Here is an 18,017-nt window from a genome sequence, read left to right on the forward strand (position 1 = left end):
CGATGGCAATCCGACAGTTTCTCGATGGCATCGAGCATCATTTTGAAAAAGGTGGCAAGTACGAGCGCTGGTACGCCCTGTACGAAGCGGTTGACACCATCTTCTATACGCCCAACAGCGTAACCTCCACCACATCCCACGTACGTGACGGCGTTGATCTCAAGCGCATCATGATCACCGTGTGGCTGTGTACCTTCCCCGCCATGTTCTTCGGAATGTGGAATATCGGTTTCCAGGCCAACAGCTTCCTGGCCGACAATCCGGATGCCCTGGTTGGCGATGGTGGTCTCCGTACCGCCTTTATCCAGGCGCTTGCCGCTACCGGCGCCGGCGCCGGGGTGTGGGACAACTTTGTGTACGGCATGGCCTATTTCATTCCCATCTACTTCGTCACCTTCGTTGTGGGTGGTTTCTGGGAAGTGCTGTTTGCCACGGTACGTCGCCACGAGGTGAACGAAGGCTTCTTCGTGACCTCCATCCTGTTCGCCCTGATCTGTCCGCCCACCATTCCCCTGTGGCAGGTGGCGCTGGGTATCACCTTCGGTGTCGTTATCGGCAAGGAAGTGTTCGGCGGAACCGGCAAGAACTTCCTGAACCCGGCACTGACCGGCCGCGCGTTCCTGTACTTTGCCTACCCGGCACAGATCTCCGGTGACACCGTGTGGACCGCAGTGGACGGGTTCTCCGGCGCGACTGCCCTGAGCTGGGCAGCGTCCGGTGGCCTGGAAGCGCTGGAGCAGAACATCGGCTGGATGAGCGCCTTCATGGGTACCATCCAGGGTTCCATGGGTGAGACCTCCACCCTGGCGGTACTGATCGGCGGTATTGCGCTGCTGATCATGAAGATCGCCTCCTGGCGGATTGTCGGCGGTGTCATGGTCGGCATGATTGCCACCTCCCTGCTGTTCAATGTCATTGGCTCCGAAACCAATCCGTTCTTCGCTGTTGGTCCCCACTGGCATCTGGTAATGGGTGGCTTTGCCTTCGGTATGATGTTCATGGCTACAGACCCGGTTTCCGCGGCCATGACCAACACCGGCCGCTGGTGCTTCGGCATCCTGGTGGGTGTCATGACGGTACTGATCCGTGTGGTCAACCCGGCATTCCCGGAAGGCATCATGCTGGCGATCCTGTTCGCCAACCTGTTCGCACCGCTGATGGATCACTACGTGGTTCAGGCCAACATCAAACGGAGGCTTGCCCGTGGCTAAAGCTAAAGATACTGTCTCCAGAACCCTGATGGTGGCGCTGGTGCTGAGCATTGTGTTCTCGGTGGTGGTGTCCACCGCAGCCGTCATGCTCCGCCCGGCGCAGATCCAGAACCAGAACCTGGATATCAAGACCAACATCCTGTCGGCCGCCGGTATGCTCGAGCCCGGCATGACTGTCGAGGACATCGAGGAAAGCTTTGCCCGTTTCGACGTGCGCCTGGTGGACCTTGAGACCGGTGAGTTTGTGGAGCCTTCCGCCGTAGGCGTGGAAGACCCCATGAAGTACGATATGTACAAGGCGGCTTCAGACCCGGGCATGTCCACCAACATCCCGTCAAGTGAAGACAAGGCCGGTATCAAGCGCCGTCCGGATGTGGCCAAGATCTATGTGCTGCAGGAAGATGACGAGATGGTCCGCGTCGTGCTGCCGATTCACGGCTACGGCCTGTGGTCCACGCTCTATGGCTTCGTGTCTCTCGAGGGAGACCTGAATACCATCGAGGGCCTTGGTTTCTACGCCCACGCGGAAACCCCCGGCCTGGGTGGTGAAGTGGACAATCCACGCTGGAAACAGCAGTGGGTAGGCAAGGAGCTGTACGGTGAGGACGCATCAGAGCCGCAGATCCAGCTGGTCAAGGGCGGTGTCAGTTCCGACGCCCGTGACCGGGAACACAAGGTCGACGCACTGTCCGGGGCAACCCTGACCAGTCGTGGCGTCGAGCAGCTGGTAAATTACTGGATGGGCGATCGCGGTTTTGCGCCATTCCTGCAAAAACTTCGTGAAGGGGAGGTCTGATCATGGCAGGCGCTTCAGCCAAACAGGTTCTCTTCGAACCGATTTTCAGTAACAACCCGATCGCCCTGCAGATCCTCGGGATCTGTTCGGCGCTGGCGGTAACCACCAGCCTGTCCGTGACCATCGTCATGTGTATGGCGGTTATCGCGGTAACAGGCTTCTCCAACCTGGCGGTGTCCCTGGTGCGCACCCAGATTCCTGGTAGCATCCGGATCATCGTGCAGATGACGATCATTGCGTCGCTGGTTATCGTGGTAGACCAGATCCTGAAGGCCTATGCCTATGAGATCTCCAAGCAGCTGTCGGTATTTGTTGGGTTGATTATTACCAACTGTATCGTAATGGGTCGCGCGGAAGGTTTTGCGATGAACAACCCGCCGCTGCTGAGCTTCCTCGACGGTATCGGTAATGGCCTCGGCTATTCGGTAATGCTGCTGTTCGTGGCATTTTTCCGCGAACTGATCGGCGCCGGCTCACTGTTCGGTTTCACCCTGCTGCCCACCGTGAACGAGGGTGGCTGGTACGTGCCCAACGGTCTGCTGCTGCTGCCGCCGAGCGCATTTTTCATCATCGGTCTGGCGATCTGGGGCCTGCGTGCCTGGAAGCCGGAACAGGTGGAAGAGCCTGACTTCAAGATGTCCCGCCACAAAGCCAAGGAGGCCTTCTGATGGAGCACTATATCAGTCTGATCCTCAAGGCCATTTTCGTCGAGAACATGGCGCTGGCCTTCTTCCTGGGGATGTGTACCTTCCTGGCCATCTCCAAGAAGATCGAGGCCGCTGTCGGTCTCGGCATCGCCGTAGTGGTGGTTCTGACCGTCACGGTGCCTGTGAACAACCTGCTGTATAACACCATCCTGCGGGAAGGTGCCCTGGAGTGGGCGGGTCTGGCGAACGTGGACCTGAGCTTCCTTGGCCTGCTGACCTACATCGGTGTTATTGCCGCCATCGTACAGATTATGGAGATGGTGCTGGACAAGTATATTCCGGCCCTGTACGCGGCACTGGGTGTGTTCCTCCCGCTGATTACCGTGAACTGCGCCATCCTGGGTGCGTCGCTGTTCATGGTGGAGCGTGACTACACCTTTGGCGAAAGCCTGGTATACGGCTTTGGCGCCGGCGTGGGCTGGGCCCTGGCCATCGTTGCACTGGCGGGTATCCGTGAGAAGCTGAAGTACAGCGACGTCCCTGAAGGCCTCCGTGGCCTTGGCATCACCTTCATTACCGTTGGTCTGATGTCACTGGGCTTCATGTCCTTCTCCGGTATTTCCCTGTAACCAACCCGGTGATTCGGTTTAACGAAAAGGCGAGACCATGAATACTGAAATTATTCTCGGCGTGGTCATGTTCACCGTTATCGTACTGGCGCTGGTGGCGATTATCCTCGCAGCCCGCTCCAGGCTGGTAAGCACCGGTGATGTGACCATCGAAATCAATGATGACCCCGAGCACACGGTAAAGACCAGTGCCGGCGGCAAGCTGCTGGGTACCCTGGCCAACAACGGCATTTTCCTGTCGTCTGCCTGTGGTGGCGGTGGTACCTGCGCCCAGTGCAAGTGCAAGGTATTTGACGGTGGTGGCGCTATGCTTCCCACCGAGAAGACCCACTTCACCCCGCGGGAAGAAAAGGAAGGCTGGCGCCTGTCCTGCCAGGTTCCTGTAAAGCAGGACATGAAGATCGAGGTACCCGAAGAGTTCTTCGGCGTGAAGAAGTGGGAATGTGAGGTTGTCTCCAATCACAACGTGGCCACCTTCATCAAGGAGCTGGTGCTGAAACTGCCGGAAGGCGAGGAAGTGGACTTCCGCGCCGGTGGTTACGTGCAGCTGGAGTGCCCGCCCTACGAGATCGACTTCAAGGACTTCGATATCGAGGAAGAGTTCCACGAAGACTGGGACAAGCATGATATCTGGCGCTACAAGGCCATCAACAAGGAAGAGACCATCCGCGCCTACTCCATGGCCAACTACCCGGAAGAGAAGGGTGTTCTCAAGTTCAACATCCGTATCGCCACCCCGCCTCCAGGCACTGATCATCCGCCGGGCATCATGTCGTCCTATGTATTCAACCTGAAGCCGGGTGACAAGGTCACGGTCATGGGGCCGTTCGGGGAGTTCTTTGCCAAGAAGACCGATGCGGAAATGGTGTTTATCGGTGGTGGTGCCGGTATGGCGCCCATGCGCTCCCATATCTTTGACCAGCTCAAGCGCCTGAACTCCAAGCGCAAGATCAGCTTCTGGTATGGGGCCCGGAGTGTTCGCGAGATGTTCTACGTTGAAGACTTCGACATGCTGGCGGAGGAAAACGAGAACTTCGAATGGCATGTGGCCCTGTCCGACGCGTTGCCGGAAGACAACTGGGACGGCCCCACCGGGTTTATCCACAACGTACTGTATGAAAACTATCTGAAGGACCACCCGGCTCCGGAAGACTGTGAGTACTACATGTGTGGCCCCCCCATCATGAACGCTTCCGTTATCAAGATGCTGAAAGATCTTGGTGTGGAGGATGAGAACATCATGCTGGACGACTTCGGGGGCTAAGACACTCAGATGACATCCGGCATGTCCCGACCCGTCAGGGTAGTCAGCACCAGTATCCTCGTGATGCTGGTGCTGGCGGCCCTGGCGGGTTGTTCGTTTGAGCCAGACGAAAAAGTCTGGGAAATCTCCGGGGGAATTTTCGGGACCCGGTACCATATCAATGTCGTATTGACCGAAGACAGGGAAACCCTTGAAGATCTGTCGCAGGGTATCGCTGAAACCCTTGAGTCGGTGGACGCCAGTATGTCCACCTGGCGGGAGGATTCCGAACTCAGTCGTTTCAACCAGAAGTCGGACCAGTCGCAGTGGACGCCGGTTTCCGGTGCACTGTTCGAGGTGCTGGCGGCGGCGCAGCAGGTTTCAGAGCGCTCCGGTGGCGCCTTCGATATCACTATTGGTCCGGTCGTCAATCTGTGGGGGTTTGGTCCCCAGGGGCGTCCTGAAAAGGTGCCGGACGACCAGGTTCTGGCGGGCAGGCTGGCAAATACCGGTTTCCGGTTCCTGGAGCTGGATGCCGAACAACAGGCTATCCGGGCTGAGAAGCCGCAATACCTGGATCTGTCCGGTATCGCCAAGGGCTATGGGGTCGACGCGGTTGCCCGCTATCTTGAAAGCCAGGGCGTTGACCGGTATCTGGTGGAGATCGGCGGCGAGGTGAGAGTCAATGGCCGCAAGCCGGATGGTTCTGCCTGGCGACTGGCGGTTGAGCAGCCGGATGCCGAGGGCCGTCAGGTAAACCGGGTGGTCGCCATGGACCGGAATGCCATGGCAACCTCGGGGGACTATCGTAACTATTACGAATCGAATGGTCAGCGATATTCCCATACCATAGACCCGTTATCCGGGCGTCCGGTAGATCACCGCCTGGCTTCGGTAACGGTTATCGACGAGTCATCCATGCTCGCTGATGCCTGGGCGACGGCGTTTACCGTGCTGGGTTTTGAGGAAGGCTACAAGCTGGCGTTGCAGGAAAACCTGGCGGTCTATTTTATTGTGCGTGAAGGCGATGGGTTTGAAACCCGTCATACGCCCGCCTTCGCCACCTGGTTGATTGAATAACTGGAGGTAGTCATGGGTACCTTTTTACTGGCGCTGCTGATTGTAGGCCTGCTGGTGGCGGCCATGTCGGTCGGGGTCATCTTTGGCCGCAAGCCCATTACCGGCACCTGCGGTGGTCTCGGCGCGGCTGGCATAACCGGCCCCTGCGAGATCTGCGGTGGTGATACCAGCAAGTGCGAGAACAGCGAAGATGAAGGCCCGGCCATCAACAGCCTGGCCTACGACGCAACGGATTCAGGCAAGCGCAGCGCTTCCTGAGGCGCAGTTACGATAACAAAAGGATTTCCGCTCCCGGCAGCCAGGCTGCCGGAGTGCTGCCTTTTTCCAACAACCACGCGATAAGGAGTGACCGTCCTGATGGCAGAACATCATTATGACGTCGTGGTGATTGGCGCGGGCCCCGCCGGAGAAGGCGCGGCCATGAATGCCACCAAACATGGCAAGCGCGTTGCAATCATTGAAGACAAGCCCACAGTGGGAGGCAACTGCACCCACTGGGGCACGATTCCGTCCAAGGCCCTCAGGCACTCCGTCAAGCAGATCATTACCTTCAATACCAACCAGATGTTCCGGGATATCGGCGAGCCACGGTGGTTTTCGTTTCCCCGGGTTTTGCAGAATGCCCAGAAAGTAATCGACAAGCAGGTCAAGCTCCGCACGCAGTTCTATTCCCGTAATCGGGTAGACCTGATCAATGGACGGGCATTCTTCCTCGACAGGAACCGGCTGGAGGTTCGCGGGGCCAAGTCCGCCGAAGTGCTCAACTTCAAGCAGGCGATTATTGCGACAGGCTCGCGGCCCTATATGCCGCCTGATGTGAATTTCCGCCACCGCCGTATCTATAACAGCGACACGATTCTCAACCTGTCCCACACTCCCCGCACCCTGATCATCTATGGTGCTGGCGTGATCGGCTCCGAGTACGCCTCGATTTTCGCCGGACTCGGGGTAAAGGTGGACCTGATCAACCCGGGTAACCGCTTGCTGTCTTTCCTGGACGATGAGATTTCCGACGCCCTCAGTTACCATCTGCGCAACAATGGGGTGCTGGTTCGTCATAATGAAGAGTACGAGTCGGTGGACGGTGACGATCATGGAGTGGTGCTGTCGCTGAAATCCGGCAAGAAGATCCGCGCAGATGCCTTCCTTTGGTGCAACGGCCGGGCCGGAAATACTGATAATCTGGGACTGGAAAACCTGGAGCTGGAGCCAAACAGCCGGGGCCAGCTGCAGGTGGATGAGCATTACCGCACTGAGGTTCCCAATATCTACGCCGCCGGCGACGTCATTGGCTGGCCCAGCCTCGCCAGCGCCGCCTACGACCAGGGCCGGTCTGCGTCTTCGGATGTGGTACAGGATGAATACTTTCGGTTCGTGTCCGATGTGCCTACAGGCATCTATACGATTCCGGAGATCAGCTCAGTGGGGCCCACCGAACGGGAGCTGACCGAGAAGAAAGTGCCCTATGATGTGGGGCAGGCGTTCTTCAAGGACCTCGCCCGGGCACAGATTACCGGCGAGAAGGTGGGCATGCTGAAAATTCTGTTCCACCGGGAAACCCGGGAAATCCTCGGTATCCACTGCTTTGGTGACCAGGCTGCCGAGATCGTTCACATCGGTCAGGCCATCATGAACCAGGAAGGGGAGGCCAACTCCCTGAACTACTTCATCAACACCACCTTCAACTACCCCACCATGGCGGAAGCCTACCGGGTAGCTGCCCTCAACGGCCTGAACCGGATTTTCGAATAATCCGGCCAGACCTGATCCGGCGTGGGCCTTGTACGGTCCTGCCGGATCAGGCCGTAGTTGCCCCCTGGCCTTGCTGCCCCTCTTCAGCCATATCAGCCGGTCGCGGTAACCTTACTGCCCGGTTATCGAAATAGATCCGTGTGCTGGTAGGGAAATCAGTAATGATGCTGTCCACCCCATAGTCTTCCATTGTCAGCATGTCGTGGATGCGGTTGACGGTCCAAACCGACACCTGCATGTCCTGCCGGTGGGCCTGTTGTACCATCTCGGCGGAACAGATGCGCCAGCTCGGAATCAGGTAGCTGCACTTCAGTCGCCGGGCCGTTATGACGGGTCTCGGAAAGCGTCGGCCGGCAACGTAGCCGGTGTGTATACGGCGATTCCGGCGTTTGATTTCCTGCAGGAACCAGCCATCCGAGGAGGTCACCGCCACGGTCTCGAACAGCTGGCGACGCTGAATCAGTTCTGTAAGGCGGTTACAAAGAATATTCAGCCGCTGGCGTCCGTCCGGCTTTACTTCTAGCTGGTAATGGGCCACTTCAGGGCAGGCGTTCAGTACCTGCTCCAGGGTCGGAATGCCCACAGGGTCCGGCCAGGGCGCGGCGTTCTGGCGTGCGTCCAGCCCGGCGAGTTCTGCCGAAGTGTGGTTGGCGACCTTGCCGGGTTTACCGGTGGTGCGGTCCAGGGTCAGGTCGTGAATGACCACAGGTACTCCGTCGGATGAGAGCTGAACATCCAGTTCGAAGTGCCGGATTCCGTGGCGATAGGCGGTGGTGAATCCGGCCAGTGTGTTCTCCGGAGCCTCGCCCCGGGCACCGCGATGACCATAGACGATCATGTTGCCTTGCTATCTCCTGTGTTGCGGTACAGCTGCTGGCGTTTTTTCCAGAGTTGGTGGCACTGGTTGACATCTTCAAGGTAGGCGGGAAGCTCATCCATCAGCAGGGCCTGGGGCCCGTCCACCAGGGCTTTCTCCGGGCGGGGGTGGAAGTCCACCAGAACCATGTTGGCACCTGCAACCACGCCCTGGGCGGTGGCATGCATGACATCCGGGATGCCGTCGGGTGCTTTGTCACGGCTGCCCACTGAGTGGGACGGGTCGATGCATACCGGCATGCGGGTCAGGCGCTTCACTGTGGGCACATGGGCAAAGTCCACCATGTTGCGATGGGGCAGGCCGGCATCGGTTTTCATGCCCCGCAGGCAAAACACCACGTTGGCGTTACCTTCGCTGGCCAGGTATTCCGCCGCGTTCAGGGACTCATTGAGCGTGATGCCGAATCCGCGCTTTAACAGGACCGGGTAGGTCTTCTGGCGGCCGATGGCCTTGAGCAGCTCAAAATTCTGGGTATTGCGGGTGCCCACCTGCAGCATGACCCCGGTGGGGCGCCCCAGTTTTTCCAGGCACGTGTCGATTTCCTCGATATGGCTCTCATGGGTGATTTCCATGGCCACCACCCGGATGTCATGCTTGCCGGCAGTCTCGAACACCCAGGGCAGGCAACTCTTGCCATGGCCCTGGAACGAGTAGGGATTGGTACGGGGCTTGTACGCGCCCATGCGGGTACAGTGCTGTCCCTGCTCGCTCAGGGCCCGCATCATGATTTCCACGTGTTCAGGGGTATCCACCGCGCAGAGGCCGGCAAACACGTTCAGGTTTTCCTGGCTGAATTCCACACCATTGTAGGTAAATCCGGACTGGCGTTGGTCATCACGGTGTCGTCCCAGAATCCGGTAGTCGTCGGAAATGCGGATAACCCTCTCTACCGCTGGCAGGGCCTCGATCTCGTCCTTGTCCAGGCTTTTGGTATCGCCAAGCAGATAGAGTTCGGTAAGGCGCTGGTTGGCCCCTTTCACTTCATGGACCTTGACCGTCACACCGGGCAGTTGCTCCAGAAAGCTCATGGTCTGGCGATAGCTGTCGCTGTCCAGCGGCGTGTCCGGATGGAGTATGGCGAGCATGGTGGTTCTCCTGGCAAAAAGGTAAAACCCGGACACCGCAAGCGTTGCCCGGGATTGCACGAACGTGGCGTCCGGTCAGGCCGGCTCGTCGCTGGCCCGGTGACGGGCCTGCATGTATTCCCGGTGATTGAGATGCAGCAGTTCCGCCATGCGGCGAATCAGGTGTTCTTCGTACTTGTCGATACGGCCGTCGGCCAGCGCCACTCGCCAGATACTCTCGAGAACCCGTTCCTTGGCGTCCTGGCTCAGCTGGTCGTTGAGCTGGCCGGTAAACTCATAAAGAGAGGTGGAGTCATCTGCGTGGTTGAGGGCGTCGTCGAGGATATCCCGGGCTTCCTCCGGTGTTACCTGGTGAACCTTGACCGCACAGTCAACGATGGTCTCCAGCTCCCGCTGGTCCTCGTGATTGTCGACGCGGGCCAGCTGGACCATCAGTGCCGTGGCCGCCACCGCCAGTTGATGGTCATCGGGGTTGGCGGATGCGCCCTTGCCACCGGCTTCCGGGAACAGCAGTTGACGCAGTTGGTGGATCATCGGCCTGCGGCCCTCCTCTGTCAGGCCGCCCGGGCAAGCTGGCTGACTCTCTGTTCCAGCTCCACCTGGTCGGCGGCAAAACGACGGATGCCTTCGGCGAGCTTTTCGGTGGCCATGGCATCTTCATTGGATTCCCAGCGGAACAGCCGCTCGCCGATGGACAACGGCCGGTCAGCGCTGTGAGCATGGTCCGGAGACAACCGGCGGGGCAGGTCCCCGGTATCCTCCTTGAGCGCCTGCAGCAGGGCAGGGCTGATGGTCAGCCGGTCGCACCCGGCCAGCTGCTCAATTTCACCGGTGTTGCGGAAGCTGGCGCCCATGACCACCGTGTCGTAGCCATTGGCCTTGTAGTAATTGTAGATGCGACTGACAGACAGCACGCCCGGATCCTCTTCCGGGGCGAAGGCGTCCCGGTCACTGTGAGCCAGGTGCCAGTCGAGGATGCGCCCCACGAACGGCGAGATCAGATAGGCTCCGGCATCGGCACAGGCCGCCGCCTGGATAAAGGAAAACAGCAGGGTCAGGTTGCAGTGGATGCCTTCTTTTTCCAGCTGTTCCGCCGCGCGGATACCCTCCCAGGTGGATGCAATCTTGATCAGCACCCGACTGGTGTCTACGCCCTGACTGTCGTACAGCCCAATTAGCCGCCGGGCCTTATCAATGGTGGCGGGGGTGTCGAAAGACAGGCGGGCGTCCACTTCGGTGGACACCACACCGGGAATCAGGTCCAGAATCTGTTTGCCCGCCAGAACCGCCAGGGTATCGGTCGCCCAGCCCAGCTGCTCCTGGTCGGAACCGCCCTGGCGGGACGCGAAGGCGATCGCCTCATCCAGCATCGGTCGGTAGGCGTCTGAACCGGCGGCCTTGAGCAGCAGAGACGGGTTGGTGGTGGCGTCCTGCGGCCGCCACTGGGCGATGGCTTCCAGGTCGCCGGTGTCGGCCACCACGGTTGTCATGGCTTTGAGTTGTTCAAGCTTGCTGGTCATGGGTAATGTTCCTCGTGTCCCTGTTGTCGTCAGGCATGCTTCCGGTTGCCGCAGAGCGTGAGAGGCCTTCAGGCGGCCTGCTTGCCTGAAGGCTGTCAATTATACCGTTACGATAACCGGCTGGCGGGACGGGAACAAGACAGCAAGGGCTTACCGGTGGGTCATGCAGACAGGGTTATGCAGGGTCCGGTTGGGGGAGGGGCTCCCGAACCTTCGCCAGCGCATCCAGTACCACCTCGATACCACTGCCGGGACGATGGGCGTTCTCACTGATGTGGCGGCGGAACTGACGGCCGCCGGGCTGGCCGTGGAACAGGCCCATGATGTGACGGGTGATGTGCGTCAGATAGACGCCGCGCTCCAGTTCCTCCTTGATGAACGGCAGCATCGCCTCCAGGGCTTCATGACGGCTGGCCACCGGCGAGGCTTCGCCGAACAGCTGCGGGTCAACGCCGGCTAGCAGCCAGGGGTTGTGGTAGGCCTCCCGGCCCAGCATGACCCCGTCAGTGTGTGCAAGGTGCTGGTGACATTCTTCGAAGGTCCTGATACCGCCATTGATGATGATTTCCAGCTCCGGATAGCGGGCCTTGAGGTCATACACCCAGGGGTACTTGAGCGGCGGGATATCCCGGTTTTCCTTGGGGCTCAGGCCCTCCAGCACGGCAATGCGGGCATGAACGATAAAGGTCCGGCAACCCGCTGCTGCCACGGTTTCAATAAAGTGACAGAGGTCCTCCCAGGACTCCCGGCCATTGATGCCGATCCGGTGCTTCACCGTGACCGGCAGGGAGGTCGCGGCGATCATCCCCCGCACGCCTTCAGCGACTTTGTCGGGGTGGCCCATCAGGCAGGCGCCGATCATGTTGTTCTGTACCCGGTCGCTGGGGCAGCCCACGTTCAGGTTCACCTCGCTGAAACCATATTCCTCTGCCAGAGCGGCACACCGCGCCAGTTCATCCGCGTTGCTGCCTCCCAGCTGCAGGGCCAGGGGATACTCCGCGGGATCATGCTGCAGAAAACGGGCAGTATCGCCGTGTATCAGCGCGCCGGTGGTGACCATCTCGGTATAGAGCAGTGCCCGCCGGCTGAGTATGCGGGCCAGGTAGCGATAATGGCGGGTGGTCCAGTCCATCATCGGTGCCACACAGAAGCGACGGGACAGCGGAGCGGGCTGACGGGGGGATGTTTCGGGCATAGACATGTATCGGTGGCCTGGCACAGCAATGAATCTGGTCGGCATTGTACCTGAAAGGGCCGCCGGCGATGTAGCAGAAAGCCGCGAAAACCCTGGTATGGCCTTTGCCCACGGGGGCATTTTCTGAAAAAATAGCCGGCTCATTTCAGGGGCGCCGTTGATGACACAGAAGACGCTGCTTTCACTCCGCAATCTGGGTAAACACTTCTCCGGCAAAACAGTGCTGGATTCCCTCGACCTGGACATCGCGGACGGCGAGTTCATTACGCTGCTGGGCCCTTCCGGGTGTGGCAAGACCACCTTGTTGAGGTTGCTGGCGGGATTCGAGATGCCGGACAGCGGCACTATCGAACTGAATGGCGCGGATATCAGCGCACTGCCGCCGGAGCAGCGGCCACTGAATACGGTGTTCCAGCACTATGCGCTATTTCCCCATATGACGGTGTTTGACAACGTCGCCTATGGCCTGAAGATGGAAAAGCGCCCAGGGAACGAGGTTCGGCAACGGGTAGACGAAGCCCTTGCCATGGTGCAGCTGGATGACTTTGCCCGGCGCAAGCCCCATCAGCTTTCCGGCGGCCAGCAACAGCGGGTGGCCATTGCCCGTGCGGTGGTGAAGCGCCCGAAGCTGTTGCTGCTGGACGAGCCCCTGTCCGCCCTGGACTACAAGCTTCGACGCACCATGCAGATCGAGCTAAAGCGTCTGCAGCGGGAGCTGGGTATCACCTTTGTATTTGTTACCCACGACCAGGAAGAAGCCCTGTCCATGTCGGACCGGGTGGTGGTGCTGCAGGCGGGCAAGGTGCAGCAGACGGGCACACCCCGTGAGATCTACGAGCGACCCGCCAACCTGTTTACCGCCCGCTTTGTGGGTGAGACCAACCTCTTTCCAGGTGTTCTGGAACAGGTAGGCGACCAGCGCATCACTGTGAATGTCTCCGGTTACCGGCGGAGCATGCGACGGCCATTCTTCCCGGTCGCGGAGGGCCAGTTGGTCCATGTACTGTTGCGCCCGGAGGATATCCGGGTGCTGGAGCCTGACGCTGACCACGGGTTTGCCGGCAAGGTAGTCGAGCGAAACTACAAAGGCAGTACCCTGGATTCAGTGATTCACCTGGACGATGGCACAGAGGTGCTGGCCAGCGAGTTTTTCGATGAGGACGACCCCGCCTTCGATTATCGCCTGGGCGAGCCGGTTCGGGTCAGCTGGGTAGAAGGCTGGGAGTGGCTCCTGCCCCTGGAAGCCACCACTACCCCCGAGGGTCAGGCAGCGGATGCTTAGGGGGTTGCGGCAACCCTTCCGGACCGGTGTACTGATACTGGTATGGACCTGGCTGCTTGGGCTGGTGCTGGCACCCAACCTGCTGGTGATCGCGGCCAGTTTCCTGACCAGGGATCCGGGCACCTTCCTGTCATTGCCGGTCACCCTGGAGAACTACCGTAGTCTGCTGGACCCACTGTACCTGGAGGTGTTCCTGCACTCCCTGTACATGGCCTCGGTGACCACCCTGGTGTGCCTGCTGATCGGTTACCCCTTCGCCTGGGCGCTGTCCCGGGTGGCGAGGGAGCGTCAGCTATTGCTGATTTTTCTGCTGATTGTTCCCTTCTGGACCAACTCCCTGGTTCGCACCTACGCCCTGAAACTGCTGATGGCCACCAATGGCCTGATCAATAACGGGTTGATGTCACTGGGCCTGATCGATGAGCCGTTGCGTATGTTGTACACCGAAGGGGCGGTCATTGTCGGGTTGGTCTATCTGCTTCTGCCCTTCATGATCCTGCCCCTGTACTCGGTATTTGACGACCTGCGCGAGGAACTACTGATGGCCTCCCACGATCTGGGGGCCGGACGTTTCCGGACCTTTATCCACGTGGTGGTGCCGCTGACCCTGCCGGGTGTCCTGGCCGGGGTCATGCTGGTATTGCTGCCGGCCATGGGCCTGTTTTTCGTACCGGACATTCTGGGCGGTTCCCGCAACCTGCTGGTGGGTAATGTCATCAAGAACCAGTTCCTGGATGCCCGCAACTGGCCGCTTGGTGCCGCCGCCGCCATCATGCTGACCCTGGCCATGGCCCTGCTGTTGTTTACCCACCGCCTCAGCCAGCGACGGCTGGGTGAGGGCGGTGAGACATGAGCCGCTGGCTGCCACGGGCCTACCTGGCGCTGGTGTACCTGGCGCTGTACATCCCCATCACCGTGCTGGTGGTCTTTTCCTTTAATGACGGTCGCACCGGTTACCGCTGGGGTGGATTCACCTGGCGCTGGTACGAGGCCCTGTTCAGTAACGACGCCATGATGCAGGCGTTGTGGAACTCCCTGTGGCTGGCCGTCTCAGCTGCCACGCTCTCCACACTCATCGGCGCACTGACGGCCCTGGCTTTGCACCGCTACCGGTTCCGGGGCAAGAAGGCCCTCAGGGGCATGCTGTTCGTGGTCATGATGTCGCCGGAGATTGTGCTGGCCATCTCGCTACTCTCCCTGTTTCTGTTGGTTGGCATGCAGCTGGGCTATTTCTCCCTGTTGCTGGCCCACGTGACCTTCTGTCTGCCGTTCGTGGTGATCACTGTTATGGCCCGTCTGAGCGGCTTTGATGAAAGTCTGCCGGAGGCCGCCCGGGATCTGGGTGCGTCCGATTTCACCATGACCCGCACCGTACTGCTGCCGGTGATCATGCCGGCGTTGCTGGCAGGCTGGCTGCTGGGGTTCACTCTGAGCCTGGACGACGTCGTGGTGAGCACCTTTGTCAGTGGTCCCGGTTATGAAATTCTGCCGTTACGCATCTACTCTATGGTGCGTGTCGGCCTGAAACCCGAGGTGAATGCACTGGGCACCCTGTTGCTGGTGTTTTCACTGGTGATGCTTGTGTTGTCCCAATGGATTCTGATGAGGAGTAAACGATGAAGAAACTTGCCATTGCCGGTCTGGCAGCGGTCACCCTGGCGGGCTGTAGCGGTCAGGAAGAAGAGGCACAAGTACTCAACCTGTACAACTGGTCGGAGTATATGCCCCAGGAAGTGCTGGACCGGTTCGAGGAAGAGACCGGAATCGAGGTGGTTTACACCACCTACGACAGTAACGAAGCCATGTACGCCCGTCTCAAGCTGCTGGACGACAGCAGCCAATACGACCTTGCGGTGCCGTCCACCTACTATGTGAACAAGATGCGCAAGGAAGATCTGCTGATGGAGATCGACCACAGCCAGATCGAAGGCTTTGACAACCTGGATCCGGAGCTGGTGGACCAGAGCTTCGATGAGGGCAACGCCTATTCAGTTCCCTACCTGTGGGGCACCACCGGCCTGGCCATCGACAGCGACGCGGTTGACCAGAACGAGGTTGCCGGGTGGGCCGACCTGTGGGACGAGCAGTACGAAGGCCAGGTGATGCTGACCAATGACATGCGGGAAGTGTTCCACATCGGCCTGCGGGTGCTGGGATACTCCGGCAACAGCACCAACCCGGATGAAATCGAAGCCGCTTACGAAAAGCTCAGCGAACTGATGCCGTCGGTACGCACTTTCAATTCCGACGCTCCCCGCATGCCGTACCTGGAGGGAGAGACCGACATCGGCATGATCTGGAACGGCGAGGCGGTGATGGGCAAGGAGGACATGTCCTCACTGGAGTATATCTACCCGGAGGAAGGGGTCATTGTGTGGCTCGACAGCTTTGTGATCCCCAGAAACGCGGCCAACCCTGAAGCCGCCCACAAGTTTATCAGCTTCGTGCTGCAGCCGGAGATTGCCGCGCTGATCAGCGAGGATATTGGCTACGCCACCCCCAACCTGGCAGCCCGCGACCTGCTGCCCGACGAGGTGGCCAGCAATCGCGCCAGCTATCCTACGGAGGAGGATATGGAAAACGCCGAGTTCCAGGAAGATGTGGGCGACGAGGCCATGCAGGTCTACAACCGGTACTGGGAACAGCTGAAAACCGGCCGTTAAGGCTCGGAAAAGCCGTCGGGGCGGGGCGCAGGGCCAGCCCCGGCCGCTGTCCCGGGCAGACCCCCGGGCGCGGTAATGGTAGTATCCTCAGCTTTTCAGCCTTGAGGGAAAGCTATGTCAGTCGTGGTTCAGGCTCTGATACCGGTATTCATGCTGATCGTCATCGGGCATCTGTTCCGGCGCTGGCAATTTCCCGGCGAGGGGTTCTGGATCCAGGCCGAGCGTTTCACCTATTACGCCCTGTTTCCGGCCATGCTGATCTACAAGCTGGGACAGGCGCGCCTTCCTGCGTCCGCTTACGGGGACATCCTGCTGCTGATCGTGGCCATGCTGGTGGCCATGACACTGGTACTCGTGCTGATCCAGCTGGTCTGGCGCTGGCCCGGGCCGGTCTATTCTTCCGTGTTCCAGGGCGGCATTCGCTTCAACTCCTATGTGGGCCTTGCGGCCGCCGGTATGCTGTTGGGAGATGAGGGGATATCGCTGATTGCCGTCGCTGTGGCGGTGAAGGTGCCCCTGCTGAACCTGCTGTGCATCCTGATGTTCTCGGTGACCTGTCGGCAGGGTAAATTGCGCCTGGCACCGGTGATCAGGGCCATCGCCACCAACCCCTTGATCATAGGGTCGGTGATCGGTGTGATCTGGAGTTTCTTCCGTATCGGCTTTCACCCGGTGGTGGCCGGTATTCTGGCCCCGCTGAGTGACCTGGCACTGCCCATGGGGCTGATGTGCGTGGGCGCCGGCTTGCAACTGAAAGCCCTGCGCAATGCCTCGGCACCTTTCCTGGTGTCATCCTTCGCCAAGCTGGTGATCTTTCCGGTGCTCACCCTGGGCCTGGCCATGGTACTGGGGATGAGTGGCACCCTGGTGCAGGTGGCTATCCTGCTGGCGGCGCTGCCTACCGCGACCTCCTCATACATCCTCGCCCGGCAGCTGGGGGGTGATGCCCCCCTGATGGCTGCCATTATCAGCGGTCAGACGCTGCTGGGTATGGTGACCCTGCCGCTGTTACTGGGCGCTCTCTGGCAGGCAGCGTAGTACCGCATCGGCAAGGCTCTGCTGAAACTCCAGGTAACCCGTTGGCGATGATTCGATGCCACCGGCCAGGGGGTCCCAGGTGCTGATGGGGATATCCACATCTGTCATCAGGGATTCCCACCACTGCTCGTTGAATTGTGGCTCCGTCAACAGGCAGGGCTGGTCCGCCCGCTGCAACCGTTGCTGTACCTCTGCCAGGTGCCGTGCACCCGGAGTGCGTTCGGGGCTGAGGGTAAGCACACCGGCGATGGCCAGACCGTAGTGCTCGGCAAAGCGGCGGAAGGCGTCGTGATAGGTAAACAGGTCCAGATCCTTCGCCGGCTGAAGTTGCTGACGGATAGCGGCCTCACGTTCCTTCAGGGCTGCTTCGAAGTCCGCCAGGTTCTCATCGATTCGGCTGGCGTCGACGCCGTCAAGGCCTTCAATGCTATGGGCAATTTTCTCCGCCATGGCCAGCGCCAGGGCCGGATCCAGCCAGATGTGAGGGTCTTCACCATCACCGTGGTCGTGGCCGTGATCATGGGTGTCGGCACTGACGGACTCATGGTGGCTGTCGTCCCCGTCGTGACTGTCATGCCCGTCGTGACTGTCATGCCCGTGGGAGGCTTCAGCGCGGTGGGACTCGGTGTCGGCCCCGGGCATCAGGGTCACGCTGCGGTCACGGAAATCCGGCCCCGTCAGCAATCGTTCGAGGAAGCTTTCCATGCCTGGCCCCACCCAGAAAATCTGGTCAGCGGCGGCCAGCTGCCGACGCTCGGAAGGGCGCAGCTGATAGGTATGAGGGCTGGCACCAGCAGGCACAAGCGTGGTCACGGTCACCTGATCCCCTGCCACAGCCTTTGCCAGGAGCTCGATCGGAGTCAGGGATGTCACTATTTTGGGCTTTTCGTCGGAGGCATGACTGGTAGCTGCCCCGAGGAGCAGGGCAGTGGTAAGGCTGAGTACCGGGAGAACACGGGAGATCTGATTCATGAGGATGCGCTTGCCATAATCGCCTGA

At 59.9% G+C, this 18,017-nt stretch carries 19 protein-coding genes; 13 read left to right on the forward strand and 6 right to left on the reverse strand.

The genetic code is table 11. The features are described 5' to 3' along the window. Window positions 1-2: 2 nt before the first annotated feature. The 8 genes from ACESMZ_RS10780 to sthA all read left to right on the forward strand — a co-directional run bounded on the left by ACESMZ_RS10780 (window position 3) and on the right by sthA (window position 7,358). Window positions 3-1,211 (forward strand): NADH:ubiquinone reductase (Na(+)-transporting) subunit B, encoded by a 1,209-nt coding sequence (locus tag ACESMZ_RS10780; protein WP_372956324.1) that lies wholly within the window; start codon window positions 3-5, stop codon window positions 1,209-1,211. Beyond that, window positions 1,204-2,007 carry a Na(+)-translocating NADH-quinone reductase subunit C gene (locus ACESMZ_RS10785; protein ID WP_372956325.1) on the forward strand — a complete coding sequence of 268 codons (804 nt, stop codon included), beginning with the start codon at window positions 1,204-1,206 and terminating at the stop codon, window positions 2,005-2,007. Before ACESMZ_RS10780 ends, ACESMZ_RS10785 begins: the two co-directional genes overlap by 8 nt. A 2-nt stretch (window positions 2,008-2,009) precedes the next feature. After that, window positions 2,010-2,675, forward strand: a complete 666-nt coding sequence (locus tag ACESMZ_RS10790) for an NADH:ubiquinone reductase (Na(+)-transporting) subunit D (RefSeq protein ID WP_372956326.1) — start codon at window positions 2,010-2,012, stop codon at window positions 2,673-2,675. Then, on the forward strand, window positions 2,675-3,283 hold the full coding sequence (gene nqrE, locus ACESMZ_RS10795) for an NADH:ubiquinone reductase (Na(+)-transporting) subunit E (protein ID WP_372956327.1): 609 nt from the start codon (window positions 2,675-2,677) through the stop codon (window positions 3,281-3,283). Before ACESMZ_RS10790 ends, nqrE begins: the two co-directional genes overlap by 1 nt. A 37-nt stretch (window positions 3,284-3,320) precedes the next feature. Further along, complete coding sequence (gene nqrF / locus ACESMZ_RS10800) at window positions 3,321-4,547, forward strand: NADH:ubiquinone reductase (Na(+)-transporting) subunit F (RefSeq protein ID WP_372956328.1); 1,227 nt, start codon at window positions 3,321-3,323, stop codon at window positions 4,545-4,547. Window positions 4,548-4,568: 21 nt separating this feature from the next. Next, window positions 4,569-5,606: an FAD:protein FMN transferase gene (locus ACESMZ_RS10805; protein WP_372956329.1), complete on the forward strand. Its 1,038-nt coding sequence runs from the start codon at window positions 4,569-4,571 to the stop codon at window positions 5,604-5,606. 12 nt (window positions 5,607-5,618) lie between these two features. Next, window positions 5,619-5,864 (forward strand): (Na+)-NQR maturation NqrM, encoded by a 246-nt coding sequence (gene nqrM / locus ACESMZ_RS10810; RefSeq protein WP_372956330.1) that lies wholly within the window; start codon window positions 5,619-5,621, stop codon window positions 5,862-5,864. A 99-nt stretch (window positions 5,865-5,963) separates the two neighbouring features. Continuing rightward, on the forward strand, window positions 5,964-7,358 hold the full coding sequence (sthA, locus tag ACESMZ_RS10815) for a Si-specific NAD(P)(+) transhydrogenase (RefSeq protein WP_372956331.1): 1,395 nt from the start codon (window positions 5,964-5,966) through the stop codon (window positions 7,356-7,358). A gap of 46 nt (window positions 7,359-7,404) precedes the next feature. Here sthA and ACESMZ_RS10820 read toward each other — a convergent pair whose 3' ends face one another. The 5 genes from ACESMZ_RS10820 to dusA all read right to left on the reverse strand — a co-directional run bounded on the left by ACESMZ_RS10820 (window position 7,405) and on the right by dusA (window position 12,035). Next, on the reverse strand, window positions 7,405-8,196 hold the full coding sequence (locus ACESMZ_RS10820; protein WP_372956332.1) for a glycerophosphodiester phosphodiesterase: 792 nt from the start codon (window positions 8,194-8,196) through the stop codon (window positions 7,405-7,407). Continuing rightward, window positions 8,193-9,320 (reverse strand): 3-deoxy-7-phosphoheptulonate synthase, encoded by a 1,128-nt coding sequence (locus ACESMZ_RS10825; protein ID WP_372956333.1) that lies wholly within the window; start codon window positions 9,318-9,320, stop codon window positions 8,193-8,195. The genes ACESMZ_RS10820 and ACESMZ_RS10825 overlap by 4 nt, the downstream gene beginning before the upstream one ends. A 75-nt stretch (window positions 9,321-9,395) precedes the next feature. Next, the gene (locus ACESMZ_RS10830; RefSeq protein ID WP_372956334.1) at window positions 9,396-9,854 is read right to left on the reverse strand and encodes a TerB family tellurite resistance protein; all 459 of its coding nucleotides are present in this window, start codon (window positions 9,852-9,854) and stop codon (window positions 9,396-9,398) included. A gap of 20 nt (window positions 9,855-9,874) precedes the next feature. Beyond that, on the reverse strand, window positions 9,875-10,840 hold the full coding sequence (tal, locus tag ACESMZ_RS10835) for a transaldolase (RefSeq protein ID WP_372956335.1): 966 nt from the start codon (window positions 10,838-10,840) through the stop codon (window positions 9,875-9,877). A gap of 175 nt (window positions 10,841-11,015) precedes the next feature. Then, entirely contained in the window at window positions 11,016-12,035 is a 1,020-nt protein-coding gene (gene dusA, locus ACESMZ_RS10840; RefSeq protein ID WP_372956336.1) for a tRNA dihydrouridine(20/20a) synthase DusA, read from the reverse strand. A 160-nt stretch (window positions 12,036-12,195) separates the two neighbouring features. Between dusA and potA the strand changes: the two genes are divergently transcribed. From potA to ACESMZ_RS10865, 5 genes are all read left to right on the forward strand, one after another. Next, window positions 12,196-13,317, forward strand: coding sequence for a spermidine/putrescine ABC transporter ATP-binding protein PotA (potA, locus tag ACESMZ_RS10845; RefSeq protein WP_372956337.1), 1,122 nt, complete (start codon window positions 12,196-12,198; stop codon window positions 13,315-13,317). Continuing rightward, window positions 13,310-14,170 (forward strand): spermidine/putrescine ABC transporter permease PotB, encoded by an 861-nt coding sequence (potB, locus tag ACESMZ_RS10850; RefSeq protein ID WP_372956338.1) that lies wholly within the window; start codon window positions 13,310-13,312, stop codon window positions 14,168-14,170. Before potA ends, potB begins: the two co-directional genes overlap by 8 nt. Beyond that, the gene (potC, locus tag ACESMZ_RS10855) at window positions 14,167-14,937 is read left to right on the forward strand and encodes a spermidine/putrescine ABC transporter permease PotC (RefSeq protein WP_372956339.1); all 771 of its coding nucleotides are present in this window, start codon (window positions 14,167-14,169) and stop codon (window positions 14,935-14,937) included. The genes potB and potC overlap by 4 nt, the downstream gene beginning before the upstream one ends. Further along, the gene (locus tag ACESMZ_RS10860) at window positions 14,934-15,980 is read left to right on the forward strand and encodes an extracellular solute-binding protein (RefSeq protein WP_372956340.1); all 1,047 of its coding nucleotides are present in this window, start codon (window positions 14,934-14,936) and stop codon (window positions 15,978-15,980) included. Before potC ends, ACESMZ_RS10860 begins: the two co-directional genes overlap by 4 nt. Before the next feature lie 114 nt (window positions 15,981-16,094). Then, window positions 16,095-17,018, forward strand: coding sequence for an AEC family transporter (locus ACESMZ_RS10865; RefSeq protein WP_372956341.1), 924 nt, complete (start codon window positions 16,095-16,097; stop codon window positions 17,016-17,018). On the opposite strand, the gene ACESMZ_RS10870 is transcribed toward ACESMZ_RS10865, so the two are convergent. Continuing rightward, entirely contained in the window at window positions 16,989-17,990 is a 1,002-nt protein-coding gene (locus tag ACESMZ_RS10870; RefSeq protein ID WP_372956342.1) for a zinc ABC transporter substrate-binding protein, read from the reverse strand. The genes ACESMZ_RS10865 and ACESMZ_RS10870 overlap by 30 nt on opposite strands. Between the last annotated feature and the right edge of the window lie 27 nt (window positions 17,991-18,017).

This window comes from Marinobacter sp. (assembly GCF_041690615.1).
Taxonomy (GTDB): Bacteria; Pseudomonadota; Gammaproteobacteria; order Pseudomonadales; family Oleiphilaceae; genus Marinobacter.